Genomic DNA, 17,549 nt, shown 5'->3' with positions numbered 1-17,549 from the left:
GAATATATCTTGTTTCATCTTGATTTTAATTGAGCAACCCTCAGGTTGCAAATATATATGCAACTTTTGAGTTGCGCAAATATGTTTGCATTTTTTTGGCGAGGTATAGTGACGGGAGATTGATGTTAGAAAAGACCTTAAAAAGATTTGCACAACCAAATGGTTGTATTATATTTGGCAACCATTTGGTTGTATTATGATAGAAAGAAGAGATGTTTTTCAGGCAATTGCCGATCCGACAAGAAGGGCTATACTTTTATTGGTTGCCTCGCAATCTATGACAGCAGGTGCATTAGCCTCAAACTTTGATACAGCAAGACCAACCGTTTCAAAACACTTGCAAATACTCACCGAATGCGAATTGCTTAAACAAGAGCAAAATGGCAGGGAGATTCACTATCATATTAACGCAAAAAAAATGAAAGAAGTAGCTGACTTCATTGAGCCATTCCGCCAAATGTGGGATGATAGGTTTAATAAATTGGAAACAATAATGAAAAAATATAAAAGCGAATAATATGGAACTAAAAACAAAAATTAATGCCGAAGATGGCAAACAGGACCTACTTATTACAAGGGAGTTTGATTTACCCCTAGAATTACTTTTTAAAGCGTATGCAGAACCCGAAATTGTTGCGCAATGGATGGGAACGAAAGTGCTGAAACTTGAAAACAAAAAGCACGGCAGTTACCAATTTGAAACATCCGATACTAAAGGAAATGTGGTATTTCGGGCTAATGGGGTAATTCATGATTTTGTTCCAAACCAAAAAATAATACGAACATTTGAAATGGAGAATACCCCTTTTGGAGTTCAGATTGAATTCTTAGAATTTGAACAACTTACTGACGACACCAGCAAATTGAGTATGCACGTAGTATATGAATCTAATGCAAAAAGAGACCAGATGCTGCAGTTGCCTTTCGCCCAAGGCATAAATATGGCACATAACCGATTGCAAGACATTTTAACCAAATTAAAATAACACATTATGCCAAAGAGAAATAAAATTATTTATTGGATCGCTACTATTTGGCTTGCCTTAGGAATGATATCAACCGCAATAGTACAGTTATTGAAACAGAAAGCGGGAGCCGGAGGACTAGATAGTATCACGCATTTGGGCTATCCCACTTATTTTTTAACGATATTAGGTATATGGAAAGTTTTAGGACTTGTAGCAGTGTTTATTCCTAAATTACCTTTACTAAAGGAATGGGCTTATGCGGGCTTTTTCTTTGCTATGTCGGGTGCTGTTTTTTCGCACCTGGCCGTTAGGGATAGTGCTAAAGAATTTTTTGGACCGATATTATTACTAGTTCTGACTGTGGTATCGTGGTATTTCAGGCCTAATGATAGAAAGATTAGTTCAGTAAATCAATAAAAGTATGGACAATAGCAATAACAAGTACTTATCGCCAGAACAACGTGAAGAACTATTAAGCACGCTGAAAGCCCGGTTTGAGAAAAACATCAGTCGTCATAAAGGTCTTGAATGGGCTAAAGTACAAGCAAAGCTGGAAACTAATACTGCAAAGCTATGGTCGCTTAATGAAATGGAAAGAACCGGCGGCGAACCAGATATTGTTGGTCATGATGAAAAGACAGGCGAATACACTTTTTATGATTGTTCAGCAGAAAGCCCTAAAGGCCGAAGAAGCCTTTGTTATGATGGCGCAGCCTTGGAGTCAAGGAAAGAATATAAACCAGAAAATAGCGCTGTTGATATGGCGGCGACTATAGGCATTGAACTTTTAACAGAAGAACAATATCGTGACCTTCAGAAACTTGGAAACTTTGATCTAAAAACATCAAGTTGGGTAAACACACCTGCCGATATCAGGAAACTTGGCGGGGCCCTTTTTTGTGACCGGCGCTATAACACGGTGTTTCTTTATCACAACGGAGCAGAGTCTTATTACGCCGCCAGGGGTTTCCGCGGCTCGCTAAAGGTCTAAATTTTGTACAGACAGTTAATATTAAACAAAGAGTGAAATGAATCCGAAGGTTGATTTTTATTTTACCAAAGCCCAAAAGTGGCAGGAAAAGATCACAAAATTAAGAGCTATTGTACTTGATTGCGGGCTTACCGAAGAGTTGAAGTGGGGTTGCCCGTGTTACTCGTTTAATAAAAACAACATCGTTTTAATACATGTGTTTAAAGACTACTGCGCGCTTTTATTTTTTAAAGGTGTATTGTTAAATGATGCAGATGGCATGCTGATCCAACAAACGGAAAATGTGCAGGCGGCGCGTCAGATCCGGTTCACCAGTCTTATGCAAATAGTAGAGATGGAACCTGTTTTGAAGGCCTATATTTTTGAAGCCATTGAAATTGAAAAAGCCGGCTTGAAAGTAGAGCTTAAAAAGACGGCAGAATTTAACATGCCTACAGAATTTCAATATAAATTAGATACTATTAAAGCTCTGAAAACTGCTTTTGAGGCATTAACACCTGGACGGCAAAGAGCATATTTGCTGCATTTTTCTGCTGCCAAACAATCAACAACCCGCCTGGCAAGGATTGAAAAATATATGCCGCAAATCCTTAATGGAAAAGGTTTAGATGATTAGATCATGAATAAATTATCAAACTTTATGATTATTTTACCTTTCAAATAACGTTATCCCGTTATATGTAACGGACATATCTTTACTAAACAGTCCAACCTGTGATGCAGGCCACGATCCTTTGATCTCGGCAACTTGTTTCCCATCAAGAAAGAGAATTACTTTGTCATCCAATTTAACAGTCCTTAAATTATAGTCGGATGTTTTTTCCTCGGTAACATAAAGTTTATAAACATGGACTGAATTATCAGCAGCCGAACTGACCAGCCTAAGCGCATTCGCAGTTATTTTACCGAACTCAATTTTATTCACAGCCTGATTATCACGCGCTGCTACTTTAAAATCCAAAGGATGCCATTCTCCATTATATCGGTAAACTATTTTCAAAGAATCAAACTGATTAACCAGAAACTCCCCTTTGTTATAAACCGATTTTACAATCTCCAATGATGATAGCTCCGTGTTTTTCTTTAACGGGTAAAACTTCATTAATCCATCGCCATATTTAGGATCGGGATATTTAACTACTTTTCGTTTCAATGGAAGCACTGAATTTACAATAGCTGCACCCTTTAATTTTCCGGAGATGTCCAGGTTACCGCTTTTAAAATTTAATCCTATTTGCAAATAATTGTCTTTATCAACATACACCGGATAGATACCCGCCGTTCCTTTATCGGGTTGGGCATTCTTATTTAAGTTCTTGTAAATCTGAATATCAAATTCATACTGGTTCAGCAAGTCGCCCTTAAAAGCCGAAAAACTTCCTTTATCTTCAGATTGAGAGATGCCATTTTTCGAAACTGTCCACCTTCCGGTGGCCTTTTCACCATTTGCCGAGTTATTCCATCCTGCGATAGTAGAATTGTATTCGTCCCATCCGGGAGTATAGATCGCTCCGTCAAATGAAGCGCTGCTGTTTTCGGTAAATAGCCCGGGGATTCCCTGTGCAGAGAAAGTAGAAGTTATTTTGTTGTTACCCGGTGCAGGGTTATCATCAATCAATACATCAAACTGTTGAGCATTTTTATATACCGACAGGCTATGGTAAACACTAAAATTGAACTCCTTAGATAACTTATTCTTTTTAACCAGTTCCTTCCCGTCCTTCATCAATCTTGAATACCACGTCCCCTCTTTGGGGTTAAACCCTACCTCCAAAAAATTTGCAGCACCCAAGTAATAAGCTATAACACCTGCATTTCCTTTTTTTGGTGAGTCGTTCTTTACACCAACCTTGAAAAGATAATTATCTGATTTGTGGCTTTTAATTAAGGCAAGAGTCTTGTTTAATGCATCGGTTTGTTTTAGTTCATTATTCTGTATCTGCCACTTACCTGCCTTAACCTCCCATTTGGTTTTAAGTTCCGTTTTATCAGCAGATTCAAAGCCATCACCAAATATGGGTAATGAAGGATTTGGATGATAACCAGATGTTTTATTGCCGGTTGGTCCGTCTACGGTTAATTCATGGTCGTTAAAAACAACACGGTTTACAAACTGGCCCCGTCTTCCTCCGTTTTTAATTCCAAAATATACCAGCCACCATCAAAACCGTTAGGCCCTTTAACAATATTAGGCTGCCCGGGGTTTAACAGAATGTCATCACCTGGTTTTGTCAATGGGTCTATTAATTCTACATCCACATTGGCAGATCTTCTTCCCTTTTTACTATGTACCGCAATTACGTTATTGCCGGCTTTTAATTTTTGTATGATATCGCTTTTAAGATCAATTGTCGCGTAGTTGGTTACTACACCGGTATATACCAGCTGCCCGTCAATATATACTTCAGTTGGCCCGGCATGGTTAACCAGTAGTTGTAGGTTATCTGATGGTGCAGGAGTCATAGTAAAACGCTTCCTTATCCAGATATCATCACTGTTCCATAAGGTTTGTCTTCTTATTAGGGTACTACCCTTTACCTCCTGGTTTGCAAATCCTTTTTCTCCGCTTTTCCAATCCGAATCTGTAAAGCCGGGTTTCATCCAATCGTCAGCGGGTTTATCAAAGGCATATTTCCAGTTACTAAAAGCTTCAAGGGACGAGGTGAAGAAGTATCTCATTTCATCCGGGTTATCCGTTAAATTTTGTTGTACAACAGGTTGCAAATATTTATTGCCACTGTTAAAACCAAGCGGATCATCAGCTTCGGCCACCCCCAACGCATAGTTACCGTATAGGTTTGCGCTATGGTTTGCATTGTACATCATGTAGTATTTTGAGCGGTATTTCATAACCCAGGGGCCCTCCGTCACATTATTATCGTACCGTTCCCAGGTTTCGGGTAATGAATTAAATATGTACTTGGGGTCTCCTTTAAGTGTCCATGGGTCGGCCATGGGCTGCCCCCAAATAGTATTGCCATCGGTAAACTTTACCGAATAGAAATAAAACGTACTATCGGTATTGATAAACAAATTTGCATCGATACGGTTGTCAAACCAGGTTTTTTTATTCGGCTCAATATAGGGGCCAAGGATATTGTCGGCAACGGCATGCCCTATATGCACAGTCATGTTTTTTATACCCCAAAAGTTAACAGACCAGTAAAAATGAAACTTCCCGTTCCAATATTTAATATCAGCAGCATGGATCTGGTTGTCGCCAAAAGGTTTTCCTTTTGTCCATTCATTATCCATTGAAAAAACATGGACCGGCCCGGTCCACTTTATAAGGTCGTCTGATATATAAAAACCGCCATTTGTAGCAACACCAGCCAGATAATATTTACCGTTAAAATTTATTACCCCGGCATCAGCAACCCCTTCAACAACCGGATTGCTCTGCGCATATAAGGAGTAATTTGACAAACCTGAAAACAGGAAAAACAGGATGAGTAAGGCGATTTTTAGATCTTTCATTTGGTTTACTTTGATCTAAATGTACAAATTGTTTTTTATCAGGTATTATATTCCCCGCCCTTGTGATGATAACACCAACAAAGGCGGGAAAATAAACGCGAGCGGATAATACGGTCCGGCTATACGCGGAAACGCCCTGTTTATTTCCTATCACTTCGCCCGGTATTACAAAGCACGGAAACCTCGCTTAATAAAATGGTGGCGTAACTTTGTTACCACATTTTAAGTTAAGTTTTTTAACCGGGGAGGGTGTTATTGTTAAGGCACCAATGAGTACGCATAAAGTATGGTAAAATATGGCAGTTTTGTGCAGTTACAGGTTCATATCGTGTGCACAAATGGAGGGTACAAGTATATAAATGACAGGTGCCGGTAGTTTTATATAAAAAACTATAAATCAATAATATAACAATAAAAAATCGCCCGGATTTCTAAATTATTCTGACATTTTTTGGCCCTTATTGGAGTTGTCAATACAAGGACGCAAAAATTAAAAAACGGCCATAAAAAAAGCCTATTCACTATACGCGAACGGGCTTTATTTTTTATTACATAGGTTACCTTCGCCTTTATTGATGCTATCATCAACTAAGGCCAGGGACTTTTCTATTTAGAAAGTTTGACTTTTACCGCGGTAGGTCCTTTTGCTCCCGGCTCTATCTCAAAGGTCACTTTGTTGTTTTCCTTGATGGGCTCGGTCAGGTTATTGACGTGAACAAATATGCTTTCCTGAGTTTGCATATCCTTGATAAAGCCATAACCTTTGGCTTCATTAAAAAAGCCAACAATACCATTCCTGACGATCTCCTGCACAACGTCCGCCTGTTTGGGGATAGCGATTTGAACATCTTCCGACTTGATCTTTAACTTTTTGGTAGGGTCCGGCGGTGTGGAGGTGATGTTCCCATATTCATCAATATAGGCCATCATATCTTCCAGAGTCTTCCCCTTAACAAAATTAGCTTTACGATCTTCGGCTTTTTCTCTTTTGTCCTGCGATTTTTTAAGTCGTTTCTTTTCTTTTTCTTTTTTACTGAAGGTTGCTGTTGATTTTGCCAAGACTAATTACGCTATTTTAACATTAACCGCGCTCGGACCCTTTTTGCCATCTTCTACTTCGTAAGTTACCGAATCACCTTCGCGGATCTCATCGATTAAACCCGTTACGTGTGCAAATACTTCTTTGCCACCTTGATCCGGAGTAATAAAGCCGAAGCCTTTTGATTCATTAAAAAATTTTACTGTTCCTGTTGCCATGATTTATATTGATTAAGCGTGCAAGATACGGCTTATTATTGATGACTTAGCATAAAACCGTCAATCACTAAAAATTCACCTGCTTGTCACACCTATTTATTGTAATTTTTAACCCTATAGGCAACCTTTTGCAAGCAACGCTCGTGTTCATAATAATCAATCCTGTTAAAAACATAATTAGCAATTTCATGATACCTGTTTCGGTTATTATTATTACCAAAAATGAAGCTGACATTATAGCCGACTGCATTGCTGCAGCTAAAATGATCACGGATGATATAGTGATAATTGACAATTACAGCACAGACGAAACGCTAAATATTGCCTTAACAGAGGGCTGCCGCGTATATCAAAAAAACTGGGACGGATACGGCACTAATAAAAACAAAGGCATTGAGTTAGCCAAATACGACTGGATATTAAGCGTTGACGCCGATGAAATAGCTGACCTGGAATTGGTGATGTCTTTACACAGTTTAAAGCTGAACGACCCAACTATGGTATATGATATCAGGTTCAAATCCTACTTCGGTAAAAAATTGATACGTTATGGTAGTTGGGGACGAGATCATCATATCCGCTTATTTAACCGAATATTGGTAAAGTGGGCGCAGTCTAATGTACACGAAACATTAATATTGCCAGACAATGCAAAAATGCAGCGTTTAGATGGCTACATCCACCATTACTCTGTAAAAGACAGCACCGAATGTAATAGCAAGGCCCTATACTACGCCCGCCTTAGCGCCGAAATGTATTTAAGTATTGGTAAAAAAGCAAATGCTATTAACCTACATATATCACCTCTATTTGGCTTTATAAAGGGCTATATTTTATTTGGCGGATTTTTAGATGGTAAAGAAGGCCTGCAGATTGCCCGCATTACCTACAAAAACAAATGGCTTAAATACCATTACCTGCTTCGACTGGAAAACAATCTCAAGAAAAAGCAATACATAAAACCTAATTTAGTAGTTGAATATTAAGTATTTAACCGGCTAGTGAGCAGCAATAATCTTAAAAACCTATCAGCGAATGCCTTGCAGCTTGTTGCCAACCAGGTTTTTGGGTTAGTCATATTTTATATCCTCTCTACTACCCTAAGTAAAGATGGCTTTGGGCAAATTAACCTGGCCTTAGCAATCTTACTATCGGCATTTAATATTCTTTCTTGCGGGATTGATCAGCTCATCATCAAAAAAATTGCCGCAGGGGATGATAAACAATCGGCGTTATCCCTATACATTACACATACATTATTTACAGGCTTGGTATTTTACGGGATATTGGTAGCGGTGTTATTTGTATTTCCGCACCCGCCGACTATATATAATTTATTGCTATTGATAGGAATTGGCAAACTAATGACCTATCTGTCTACCCCTTACAAGCAAGCAGCCAGCGGATTAGAATTATTTAAACTATTGGCTTGGCTATCAATCATATCCAATTTTGTAAGATGTATTCTTTTAGTGGTTTTTTTATTCCTCCATAGGCTTGACCTATATACTATTGTCGCTATTTTTATTATTGGCGATACTTTAGAATTTGTATTAGGGGTACCTTTATTTAAAAAATGGGCCAAAATACCGATAGCTATAAAATGGGATAAAACAAACTACGTTAACCTTGTTCGCGAAGCGCTGCCACAAATTGGCGTAGTGTTGATCACTTCCTCATTAGCCAGGTTTGATTGGATATTTATCGGCTTCATCCTGTCAGCGGCAAAACTGGCCGAGTATAGTTTTGCTTATAAGTTATTTGAGATCGCTACGCTACCCCTATTAGCTATCGCGCCATTGCTTATCCCCCGTTTTACCAAAATGTTTAAACAAGACGAGGTTAATACTGATGGCTTAAAGTTTTTAATCAGAATGGAAATGATCCTGGCTGCTTTTACTGTGCTGCTGTTAAACGTATACTGGGCACCTGTTATCGACTGGTTAACGCATAATAAATACGGAACAGTGAATATTAACACCATTTTTATACTATCGCTCTGTTTACCATTGTTGTACATAGAAAACTTTTTTTGGACCATCTTCTTTGCGCAAGGGCGGTTAAAAATGATCCTGAACGCGTTTATGGTGACACTGGCAGTAAACATCGCGGGTGATATTGTGCTTATTCCCATTTACAAAAATGAGGGAGCCGCTATAGCATTTCTATTGGCCTGTATTGCACAAATTGTATTTTACCTCAACAAAAACACTTTGCCCGAATTAAAAAAAACAGGGCAACCGTTAATTATTTGCACCATTTGTGCCTTATGCAGCGGGTTTGCAACCAAAGCCATTTTTGCAGATAATTGGCTGGTAATACCAACTGCGATATTAGGTTATTTGGCGTTGCTAATTATTACCGGGCAATTGCAATTAAAAGACAGGCAAAGACTTAAAGCAATTATCGGTTAATATGCCTCAACATAGTCGTTAGCAGGCAACCAAACTCCTTTTTTAATCGTAATCCCTCTATCGGGATTAACCATTTTATCGGGCCCCGAAAAACGCGGATGACCCAACTACTATCAGCTTTAAATTTAAAAAAACTAAAAAGTTATGCAGACTGGAAACTGCTGTTGTTTTTGCTGTTGTTTTTAAATGTGAAGCTGGCAGTAAAAATTCCGGCCATAGCTATAATTTATTTATTACAGTTTGATTTCAAATTTGGCTTTCAGTTAAAAAATTCAAGGCTGCCGCTGTTTTACCCGTTAATAATTATTGTGGCGCTGGTAGGTTTTGTAATCAATGGCAATTATTTCAACAGCAATTATAACCTCGTTTTTATAACAGGGATTGGATTTTGGTTAATCTGTATACTGGCCATACACCAGCTTAAATTATCGGTAGAAAAAAATGATGCGGAAGTAATTCACCGTACTATTGCGCTTTTCTTCATTATTAATGCGGTGGCCTCACTATTAAACCTGGCATTCATCGTATTAGAAATACATGCGCTTAACCCATACACTTATCAGGGTCAATATCAAAAATATTTTATCAGTACCGGCGATTTTGTTAAAGGGATCACCTTTGACACCTCGACAACCAATGCTGTATTAAATGCATTCGGGGTAATTTATTTCCTGACCAAAAAAAACACAGCGATGACGTTGGTTTGCATGGCTACTTTGTTATTTACGGGTAGCAACTTCACCAATATATTTACGCTTATAATACTTGCTGTTTTATTTATTTTTAACAGCAACAGAGATCAAAAAAGCGTTATAGTTATCTGCCTAATGTTTTTGGTGATATTTATGGCCAAAGTATCGCCACAGAATAATAATTATGTGGTAAACACTATTAAATCGATTTTTTACAAAAAGCAGATCATATCTCCCTGGCCTACTGACAACCATATACCTATTACCCAAAGGGCGGATAGCACATTAAATTCCGAAGAAAAAAGAGTAAAGTTTGCTACGCTTTATTTAGATAGTTTAGCCGCCTTACCTATTAACCAAATAAAACGCGAACCGCTACCACCGAATGTTTTGGCAACACCCACAGGGAAAATAGTTCTTCCCTGGCCTGATCTTAATGGGCCATCATATCAATGGCTTAAAACAACACCGCCCGAGCAACAGCAGTTGGTTGATTTTGTTCAGGCTCATAAAGAAAGGCTTCCTATTTCAGGCAATTCGCATTGGGGAACTGTGCCGGGAAAAGTTACAGGATTACTGCAAACAGTCAACTTTTTAAAGCAACATCCTACCAAAATTATAGCAGGTGATGGCATTGGTAATTTCTCTTCGAAACTGGCATTTAGGGCAACAGGGCTAAAGTTTACAGGTGAATATCCGCAAAAACACATTTATATCAATCCTGATTTTTTAACCAATCATTTAGATATCTATTTGAACTTTTTTAGCAAGGGCGCCAGTGCACATTCATTAACCAACAGCCCGTTTTCTGTATACGATCAGTTACTAGCAGAATATGGTTTAGCGGGATTACTGGCACTGTTTGTTTGCTACCTGTTTTTTTTTGCAAAGCATTATTTAACACTTACTTATGGCATACCCTTAGTTGCATTTGTGATGTGTATTTTTTTTATTGACTACTGGTTTGAGCAGTTATCGGTAGTAATATTTTTTGAATTACTGCTGTTTTTAAATATTAAAGAAGGACAAGAATTATTAAGCCAAAAATTGCCAATTACAAAATGAAAGCCACGCCTAACATAACTGTTTTAATGCCTGCTTATAATGCCGAAAAGTATATACGCGAGGCTATTGAATCTGTTTTGCTGCAAACGTATACAGACTTTGAGTTGTTGATTGTCAATGATGGATCAACCGATGGAACCGTGGCTATCATTAACAGTTTTAAGGATGATCGGATCGTATTGATCAATCAATCTAACAAAGGCGTGGCCAATGCTCTTAATACCGGTCTTAAATATGCAAGGGCTCCCTATATTGCAAGGTTTGACGCGGATGACGTGTGTTATCCCTATCGGCTTGAAAAACAAATACGTTTTTTACATGATAACCCCGAGTATATTTTAATAGGCAGCGAGGCTAAATATATTATTGAGAATGGCGATTTCCTGTTCGATTTTCATTGCATAGCCTACTCGCATGAGCAGATCATGGATAAGCTGTATTTCTATTGCCCGTTTGTGCATCCAACCGTCATGTACAAAAAAGAAAATGTAATTAATGCAGGTGGCTACCCTACTCACGCGCATAATTTTGAAGACTATTTATTGTGGACTAACCTGGTAAACGAAGGCCATTTTTGCAATTTGACAGAGCCGCTGATAAAATACCGCCTCAATTCATCATCAGTAACTATTGACGAAAAATGGCGCGGAAGAAGGTTCCGCGAATTAAAACGAGAGATAGTTTTACGTGGCTCTATCACCGCAGCAGAAGGCAACGAATTACTGGCAATTATCAAGGACCAGGATATACAAAAAATAAAGGAAGGCGCCTATAATGCCTTATGCGGCAAAAAATTCCTGACAGATAATCATCAGCCTGAAAGGGCGCGCGACTATTTTAACAAGGCGATAAAAATATACCCTTTACGGTTGGAAAACTACTTATTGTACTTGCTAAGCTATTTCCCGGAAAGCCTGGTGGCATGGTTACATAAACTAAGCCCGAACAAACTATAAGCAGCCATGAAAGTAGCCATCATAACCCGATCAACTTTATATAATGCCCCTGGCGGGGACACCATACAAGCTATGGAAACCGCCCGGCATTTAGCGGATATGGGGGTGATTGCGGAGATCAAACTTTCTAATGAAACAATAGCTTATGATAATTATGACTTGTTGCATTTTTTCAATCTGATACGCCCTGCTGATATTTTACACCACAGCAAAAAAGCGGGAAAGCCGTTTGTAGTATCAACCATATTGGTAAACTATAGCGAATATGATAAACATCACCGCAAAGGTGCAGGGATAGTGTTTAGCTATTTTTCATCGGACAGTATTGAGTATTTAAAAACTATGGCCAGGTGGTTCTTAGGCCGCGACCATTTAGCAAGCCTGAGCTATGTATGGAAAGGGCAACGCAAAAGCATTATGGAGATATTGAATAATGCCGCGTTTATACTGCCTAATTCAGAATCAGAATATAAGCGTGTTATACAAATGTATCCTGCGCCTGTAAGATACAGTGTGGTGCCTAATGGTATTAATACTGATCGTTTCCAATATAACGATGGGCTAAAAAAAGATGACTTATTAGTCCTTTGTGTAGCGCGAATTGAAGGGATTAAAAACCAGCTTAACCTTATTAAAGCATTAAACAATACCCGGTTTAAACTATTATTGATAGGCAATCACAGCCCCAACCAAACCGCTTACTATAATCAATGCCGCAGTATTGCCGCAACCAACATCAGCTTTATTGACCATCTGCCGCAGGGCGAACTGGTAAAATATTACCAGCGGGCAAAAGTGCATGTATTACCCAGCTGGTTTGAAACTACCGGCCTAAGTTCGGTTGAAGCTGCGGTAATGGGTTGTAACCTGGTAATTACCGATAGGGGTGATACTAAAGAATACTTTGAAGACTACGCCTTTTACTGTGATCCGACACAGCCGCAAAGCATATTCGCCGCCATTGAAAAAGCAAGCGCAGCTGCCCCCGATTATCAGCTCCGCGAAAAAATATTAGATAAATACACCTGGACCAAAGCCGCAGAGCAAACTTTTAAAGCATATCAAAAAACTGTTGTCGCATGAAACTTAAAATAGCCATATTAGGAACAAGAGGTATACCCAACCATTACGGTGGGTTTGAGCATATATCAGAGTATGTATCGGCAGGCTTAGCTAAACGTGGGCATAATATAAGCGTGTACAACTCGCATAATCATCCTTACACTAAGGATAGTTGGAACGGTGTAAACATTATTCATTGTTATGATCCCGAATATCTAATTGGCTCTGCCGGGCAATTTGTGTATGATCTGAATTGTATCCGTGATGCCCGCACCCGTAATTTTGATGTAATTATTGTAATGGGTTATACCAGTAGTTCGGTTTGGGGAAGCCTGTACCCGGAAAACAGCGCCATCATTACCAATATGGATGGGCTGGAATGGAAACGATCAAAATATTCGAAACCAGTACAAACGTTTTTAAAATATGCCGAGAAACTGGCGGTAAAACATAGCCAGTATTATGTATCAGATTCTATGGTGATAAAATCATACCTGGCCCGCAAGTATGATATCAACAGCCGTTACATACCTTATGGCGCTGATATGATCACCGAGATTGAAAGGGAACAGCTCTTCCCAGCCGAAGCTGCTAAAGAAGATTATTTTTTGTTGATGGCCCGCATGGAGCCCGAAAATAATATCGAAACTATTTTAGAGGGGTATAATCAAAGCAACTCTGATAAACCATTTAAAGTTTTAGGCGATACGCGTAACCGGTTCGGCAAGTTCATTACGCATAAGTTTCAAAACGATAGCCGTATTGAATTTAAAGGGTCAATTTTTGATACGGCGAAAGTACGCGCGTTGCAAAACAACTCATACCTGTATTTTCATGGGCATAGTGTTGGGGGCACCAATCCATCGCTTTTAGAAGCCATGGCCAGCGAGGCTTTAATAGCCGCGCATAATAACCCTTTTAACCAGGCTGTTTTAAGTACCGATGCCTTTTATTTTTCAAACCCTAATGATGTTAAGCAACTGGTAGAAACCGTGAAACACCAGGACACCGAGAAAACAATGGTTAGTAACAACCTCCAAAAAATAAAGCACCTGTTTAACTGGGAAAGCGTAGTTGATGGTTATGAGCAATATGCTATAGAGTGTTACCTGCATTACAATAATGGAAAGACTATTTATTAAAAACGATACGCTGGCTAATAAAATAAGCTATTACCATTTGATGGTATTTATGGCCAGCTTGCCGTTTGATTTTTTTTATAGCCACATTATACTGATAAGTTTTATTATTCACACCTTAATTCAGTTAAATAAAAAAGATATTAAACCTGTTTTTACGGTTAGGAATCTGTTATTGCAATCGGTATTTTTTGTTACGCTGCTAAGTACCATTTATACCATTAACCGCCAGCAAGCTTTTAATGAATTGGGGCGACATATTAGCATTTTGCTTTTTCCTATACTGTTCTGTTTAACATCATTTGATATTAGAAAATACCGATTTCAATTACTATTAGCCTTTTCATTGATCTGTACGGCCACGATAAGCTATTTGTATTTAAATGCTTTCCATACCATTAGGTTTTACAACCTACCTTACAAAACTATTGCAACATCCGCGTTTACCAATCAAAACTTTGCCGAGCCTATTGATATGCATGCTACATTTTTTTCATTGCAGGTAGCTATCGCGTTGATCTATTTATTGTCGGTATTACTAAAAGAACAATCTAATTATTACCGGGTTTTTTATGGTATTTGCATAGGCATCCTTTCTGCAGGTCTTATCCAGTTATCATCAAAATCTGTTTGCGTGCCTTTGTTTTTCATTATAAACCTGGCGGTTCCCTACTTTTTATTGCAGGGAAAGAGCAGATTTAGATTTATTGGAATTACAGCTTCATTATCTGTATTGGTCATTGCGACAATATTTACGTTAGGCATTTTAAAAGTGCGATATATTGCAGATTTTAAATATGATCTCAGGCTAACATCAAAAGATAACCGTTTTGATTCGCGGCTTGACAGGTGGAGTACAGCCGTTGATCTAATTAAGAGATCGCCGATTATTGGTTACGGTGCAGGTTCGGAGTTAGGCTTATTACACGAAAGTTTTTTCACCCGGAAATATTATAACTCATTTATAAACAACCTAAATGCGCATAATCAATATTTAAGTTTCCTGATAAAATCGGGCATAATAGGTTTGTTGGTCTATTTGGCTACGCTATGGTTCGGTTTTAAGCAAGCCTTGCAAAGAAAGGATTTGTTGTTTTTTACCTTTATAGCGCTGATAGTATCGGTGTCGTTCTCAGAAAATCTGCTGGATGTAGATAAAGGAATTATATTTTACGCGTTCTTCTTTTCGTTTTTCTTGTTCTCTGCAAAAGCTGAAACACGCAAAGCGTTATAGCGAGGCTTACTTTTTCCTTAACGAAATAATATAATAATCGCCGATAAAACGCCAGGGCCAGCTTAACCTATAACGGCCTTCCAACTTCTTTAGCCAACGATAGATTCGGGGATATTTTTCGGCAAAATGTTCTATGTATGATGGCGGTACAATAGTACATAAACCCTCTACAGACAGCAAATCAAATGAACCTTTAACCGTCTTAATGATGTAAGATGGGTTGTAATACCAACAAGTAAAATATGTACCTTCTACATGCGCCTTTACGCCGTTTTTGCTGAACCACCGGCGGATAGCCGGCTTAAATTTACCTCTAAACAACAATAACGACTCCCACAAACAAAACTTAGGCAAAATAACCAATGTAGCCACGCCATCTTTATTTAACAGCCCAGGTAACGATAGTAGAACTTTATCTAATTCGCCCGTGCAATTAAGACCGGCAAAGTTGGAAAAGATATAATCGTAAGGGCCTCTATTTCTAAGACTATCCAGTTGGGTAAATGAGCATAACTCGGTTGATATTAAATTATCCAGTCGGTGCCTCACCGCTTTTTCCCGAAGTTGTTGCTGCATGCCTTCGGCAATATCTGTAGCATGTACGGCATGGCCCAGGCCTGCAAAAAATATAGCGTCTTCGCCGGTACCGCTATTTAACTCCAATATAGATGCGTTGGGATTTATGTATTGCAAAACATGCGCCCTTACCCTATCGCGTTTGTATTTTACAATAGTGTTATCAGCATATATATCATCAAATACATTCGACTGTGCGGAAAAAGCTCTTGCCGCATATTGCTCGTTTATATTGTCTGCAACTGGCGTCATCACACTTTTTCTAATTGGTTAAGTTTTATACGCTCAATGTAAGTGGCCGGCGTGTAGTACAATACAGATGCAGCTTTTTTTAAGCTACTTACATTAACACCTAATGGGTTTTTAAGCAACTTAACCAAGCTATTTTTTGCCAGGTGCATGTGGTAATTTTTATGCACGTATTTATGTAATTGCTTATAATAAGTGGCAGGGAAAGTATTGGTAAACATTAAGGCCATTTCGTCACTATCTGTCCAATTGGTTTTTTTCTTCAGATCAGCTTTTACCCTATCATAAAAAACAGTACCCGGCAGTGGGTATGATACGGATATACCTATCTCGAACGGCAGCAATTCGTTTATCATTTTTATAGTTTGGGCTATATCGGTCTTCTCCTCGCCGGGATAACCAAACTGGATAAAGAACGAAGGTTTTATTCCCGCTTTCTTCATCGCTTTGGTGGATTTTCGTATCTGATCAACCGTAATGCCTTTATCCATGGCATCCAGTATTTTTTGTGAGCCACTTTCGGCGCCTATCCAAACATTTTCGCAGCCTGATGCAGCCAATGCGTTTACCAGTTCTTCATCAACCAACAGGTCGGCCCGCGATTGTATTTTAAAACGGGTACATAAATTTTCTTTTTGAATTAACTGCGAAAACTCCAGTACCCAACCCGGTTTTAACCCAAAAATATCATCGCAGAACCAGATATGATCAATAGGGTAGCGCTCTTTTAGCATTTTTAACTCTGCTATTACATTCTGCGGGCTGCGCGAATTATAGCGATTACCATAAATGGGTTTAGCGCACCAATTACATTTAAATGGGCAGCCGCGTGTAGTGCCCATGTTGATAGAAAAGTAACCGGCATTTTTTAACCAGCTATCGCGATAAAGTTCTATATCCACCAAATCCCAGGCAGGTAGTGGTAGGCTATCCAGATCTTTTAAAACATGGCGGGGTTGTGTTTTAACAACTTTGTTATCCTCACCTATAAAAGCTAAGCCTGGTATAAAAGCAACATTTTGTTCGCCCGCTTTAATGTTATTTGTTAATTCAAGCAATGTTTGTTCGGCTTCGCCGATGATCACAAAGTCGGCGCCTTCTTTTAAATATTCTTCGTACCGGTCTGTAGAGTCTGAACTGGAAACAATTACCGTACAGCCTTTAGCCTTCGCCATTTTACACATACTAAAGGCTGCCTCGCGCATATTGGTAAGGCACATTTTGGTGAGGTAATTAAAGCCATCATCGTAGATCACAAAAAAATCAGGGGCAGTTTCTTGTAATACAGGTTTAACTTCGGCGGGGTCGGTAACAAACATAGTATCGAATAACGAAACCTTGTAGCCATTTTCGCGCATTAAAGCCGCCGCGTATAGTGTACCCAGTGGTGCATAAGGCTGGCCTAGCGCCCATTGTTTGGGATCAAATCGTAAAAAATAGGAATGTGAAAATAATATATTATTCATAAC

At 38.8% G+C, this 17,549-nt stretch carries 18 protein-coding genes; 12 read left to right on the top strand and 6 right to left on the bottom strand.

Annotation, left to right across the window (positions count from 1 at the left end):
* Nucleotides 1-196: 196 nt before the first annotated feature.
* The 5 genes from JWQ34_RS04260 to JWQ34_RS04240 are packed head-to-tail and all read left to right on the top strand — an operon-like array spanning nt 197 to nt 2,575.
* Nucleotides 197-517 (top strand): metalloregulator ArsR/SmtB family transcription factor, encoded by a 321-nt coding sequence (locus JWQ34_RS04260; RefSeq protein ID WP_299354356.1) that lies wholly within the window; start codon nt 197-199, stop codon nt 515-517.
* Between the two features lies 1 nt (nt 518).
* The gene (locus JWQ34_RS04255) at nt 519-986 is read left to right on the top strand and encodes an SRPBCC domain-containing protein (protein WP_299354353.1); all 468 of its coding nucleotides are present in this window, start codon (nt 519-521) and stop codon (nt 984-986) included.
* Nucleotides 987-992: 6 nt separating this feature from the next.
* Nucleotides 993-1,385, top strand: coding sequence for a DoxX family protein (locus tag JWQ34_RS04250; protein ID WP_299354351.1), 393 nt, complete (start codon nt 993-995; stop codon nt 1,383-1,385).
* Between the two features lie 4 nt (nt 1,386-1,389).
* Complete coding sequence (locus JWQ34_RS04245) at nt 1,390-1,959, top strand: DUF4256 domain-containing protein (protein ID WP_299354348.1); 570 nt, start codon at nt 1,390-1,392, stop codon at nt 1,957-1,959.
* Between the two features lie 37 nt (nt 1,960-1,996).
* Nucleotides 1,997-2,575, top strand: coding sequence for a YdeI family protein (locus tag JWQ34_RS04240; protein WP_299354345.1), 579 nt, complete (start codon nt 1,997-1,999; stop codon nt 2,573-2,575).
* Between the two features lie 33 nt (nt 2,576-2,608).
* On the opposite strand, the gene JWQ34_RS04235 is transcribed toward JWQ34_RS04240, so the two are convergent.
* From JWQ34_RS04235 to JWQ34_RS04220, 4 genes are all read right to left on the bottom strand, one after another.
* A complete protein-coding gene (locus tag JWQ34_RS04235; protein WP_299354342.1) occupies nt 2,609-3,751 on the bottom strand; it encodes a hypothetical protein in 1,143 nt (380 codons plus the stop codon).
* Nucleotides 3,752-4,065: 314 nt separating this feature from the next.
* Nucleotides 4,066-5,436: a family 43 glycosylhydrolase gene (locus JWQ34_RS04230; protein WP_299354339.1), complete on the bottom strand. Its 1,371-nt coding sequence runs from the start codon at nt 5,434-5,436 to the stop codon at nt 4,066-4,068.
* A 606-nt stretch (nt 5,437-6,042) separates the two neighbouring features.
* Nucleotides 6,043-6,495, bottom strand: a complete 453-nt coding sequence (locus tag JWQ34_RS04225; RefSeq protein WP_299354336.1) for a cold shock domain-containing protein — start codon at nt 6,493-6,495, stop codon at nt 6,043-6,045.
* 6 nt (nt 6,496-6,501) lie between these two features.
* Nucleotides 6,502-6,693, bottom strand: a complete 192-nt coding sequence (locus JWQ34_RS04220) for a cold-shock protein (protein ID WP_299354333.1) — start codon at nt 6,691-6,693, stop codon at nt 6,502-6,504.
* 188 nt (nt 6,694-6,881) lie between these two features.
* Here JWQ34_RS04220 and JWQ34_RS04215 point away from each other — a divergent pair, with 188 nt between their 5' ends.
* The 7 genes from JWQ34_RS04215 to JWQ34_RS04185 all read left to right on the top strand — a co-directional run bounded on the left by JWQ34_RS04215 (nt 6,882) and on the right by JWQ34_RS04185 (nt 15,255).
* On the top strand, nt 6,882-7,679 hold the full coding sequence (locus JWQ34_RS04215) for a glycosyltransferase family 2 protein (protein ID WP_299354330.1): 798 nt from the start codon (nt 6,882-6,884) through the stop codon (nt 7,677-7,679).
* Nucleotides 7,680-7,694: 15 nt separating this feature from the next.
* On the top strand, nt 7,695-9,107 hold the full coding sequence (locus JWQ34_RS04210) for an oligosaccharide flippase family protein (protein WP_299354327.1): 1,413 nt from the start codon (nt 7,695-7,697) through the stop codon (nt 9,105-9,107).
* Nucleotides 9,108-9,205: 98 nt separating this feature from the next.
* Nucleotides 9,206-10,864 carry a hypothetical protein gene (locus tag JWQ34_RS04205; RefSeq protein ID WP_299354324.1) on the top strand — a complete coding sequence of 553 codons (1,659 nt, stop codon included), beginning with the start codon at nt 9,206-9,208 and terminating at the stop codon, nt 10,862-10,864.
* Nucleotides 10,861-11,820 carry a glycosyltransferase gene (locus JWQ34_RS04200; RefSeq protein ID WP_299354321.1) on the top strand — a complete coding sequence of 320 codons (960 nt, stop codon included), beginning with the start codon at nt 10,861-10,863 and terminating at the stop codon, nt 11,818-11,820. The genes JWQ34_RS04205 and JWQ34_RS04200 overlap by 4 nt, the downstream gene beginning before the upstream one ends.
* 6 nt (nt 11,821-11,826) lie before the next feature.
* The gene (locus tag JWQ34_RS04195; RefSeq protein ID WP_299354318.1) at nt 11,827-12,903 is read left to right on the top strand and encodes a glycosyltransferase family 4 protein; all 1,077 of its coding nucleotides are present in this window, start codon (nt 11,827-11,829) and stop codon (nt 12,901-12,903) included.
* Nucleotides 12,900-14,024, top strand: coding sequence for a DUF1972 domain-containing protein (locus JWQ34_RS04190; protein WP_299354316.1), 1,125 nt, complete (start codon nt 12,900-12,902; stop codon nt 14,022-14,024). The genes JWQ34_RS04195 and JWQ34_RS04190 overlap by 4 nt, the downstream gene beginning before the upstream one ends.
* Complete coding sequence (locus JWQ34_RS04185) at nt 14,005-15,255, top strand: O-antigen ligase family protein (protein WP_299354314.1); 1,251 nt, start codon at nt 14,005-14,007, stop codon at nt 15,253-15,255. Before JWQ34_RS04190 ends, JWQ34_RS04185 begins: the two co-directional genes overlap by 20 nt.
* A gap of 6 nt (nt 15,256-15,261) precedes the next feature.
* On the opposite strand, the gene JWQ34_RS04180 is transcribed toward JWQ34_RS04185, so the two are convergent.
* Nucleotides 15,262-16,083 (bottom strand): methyltransferase domain-containing protein, encoded by an 822-nt coding sequence (locus JWQ34_RS04180; protein WP_299354311.1) that lies wholly within the window; start codon nt 16,081-16,083, stop codon nt 15,262-15,264.
* Nucleotides 16,083-17,546, bottom strand: coding sequence for a radical SAM protein (locus JWQ34_RS04175; RefSeq protein WP_299354308.1), 1,464 nt, complete (start codon nt 17,544-17,546; stop codon nt 16,083-16,085). The genes JWQ34_RS04180 and JWQ34_RS04175 overlap by 1 nt, the downstream gene beginning before the upstream one ends.
* Nucleotides 17,547-17,549: the final 3 nt, after the last annotated feature.

Source organism: Mucilaginibacter sp., assembly GCF_028288185.1.
Taxonomy (GTDB): Bacteria; Bacteroidota; Bacteroidia; order Sphingobacteriales; family Sphingobacteriaceae; genus Mucilaginibacter.
This window is presented reverse-complemented; position numbering and strand designations above follow the sequence as displayed.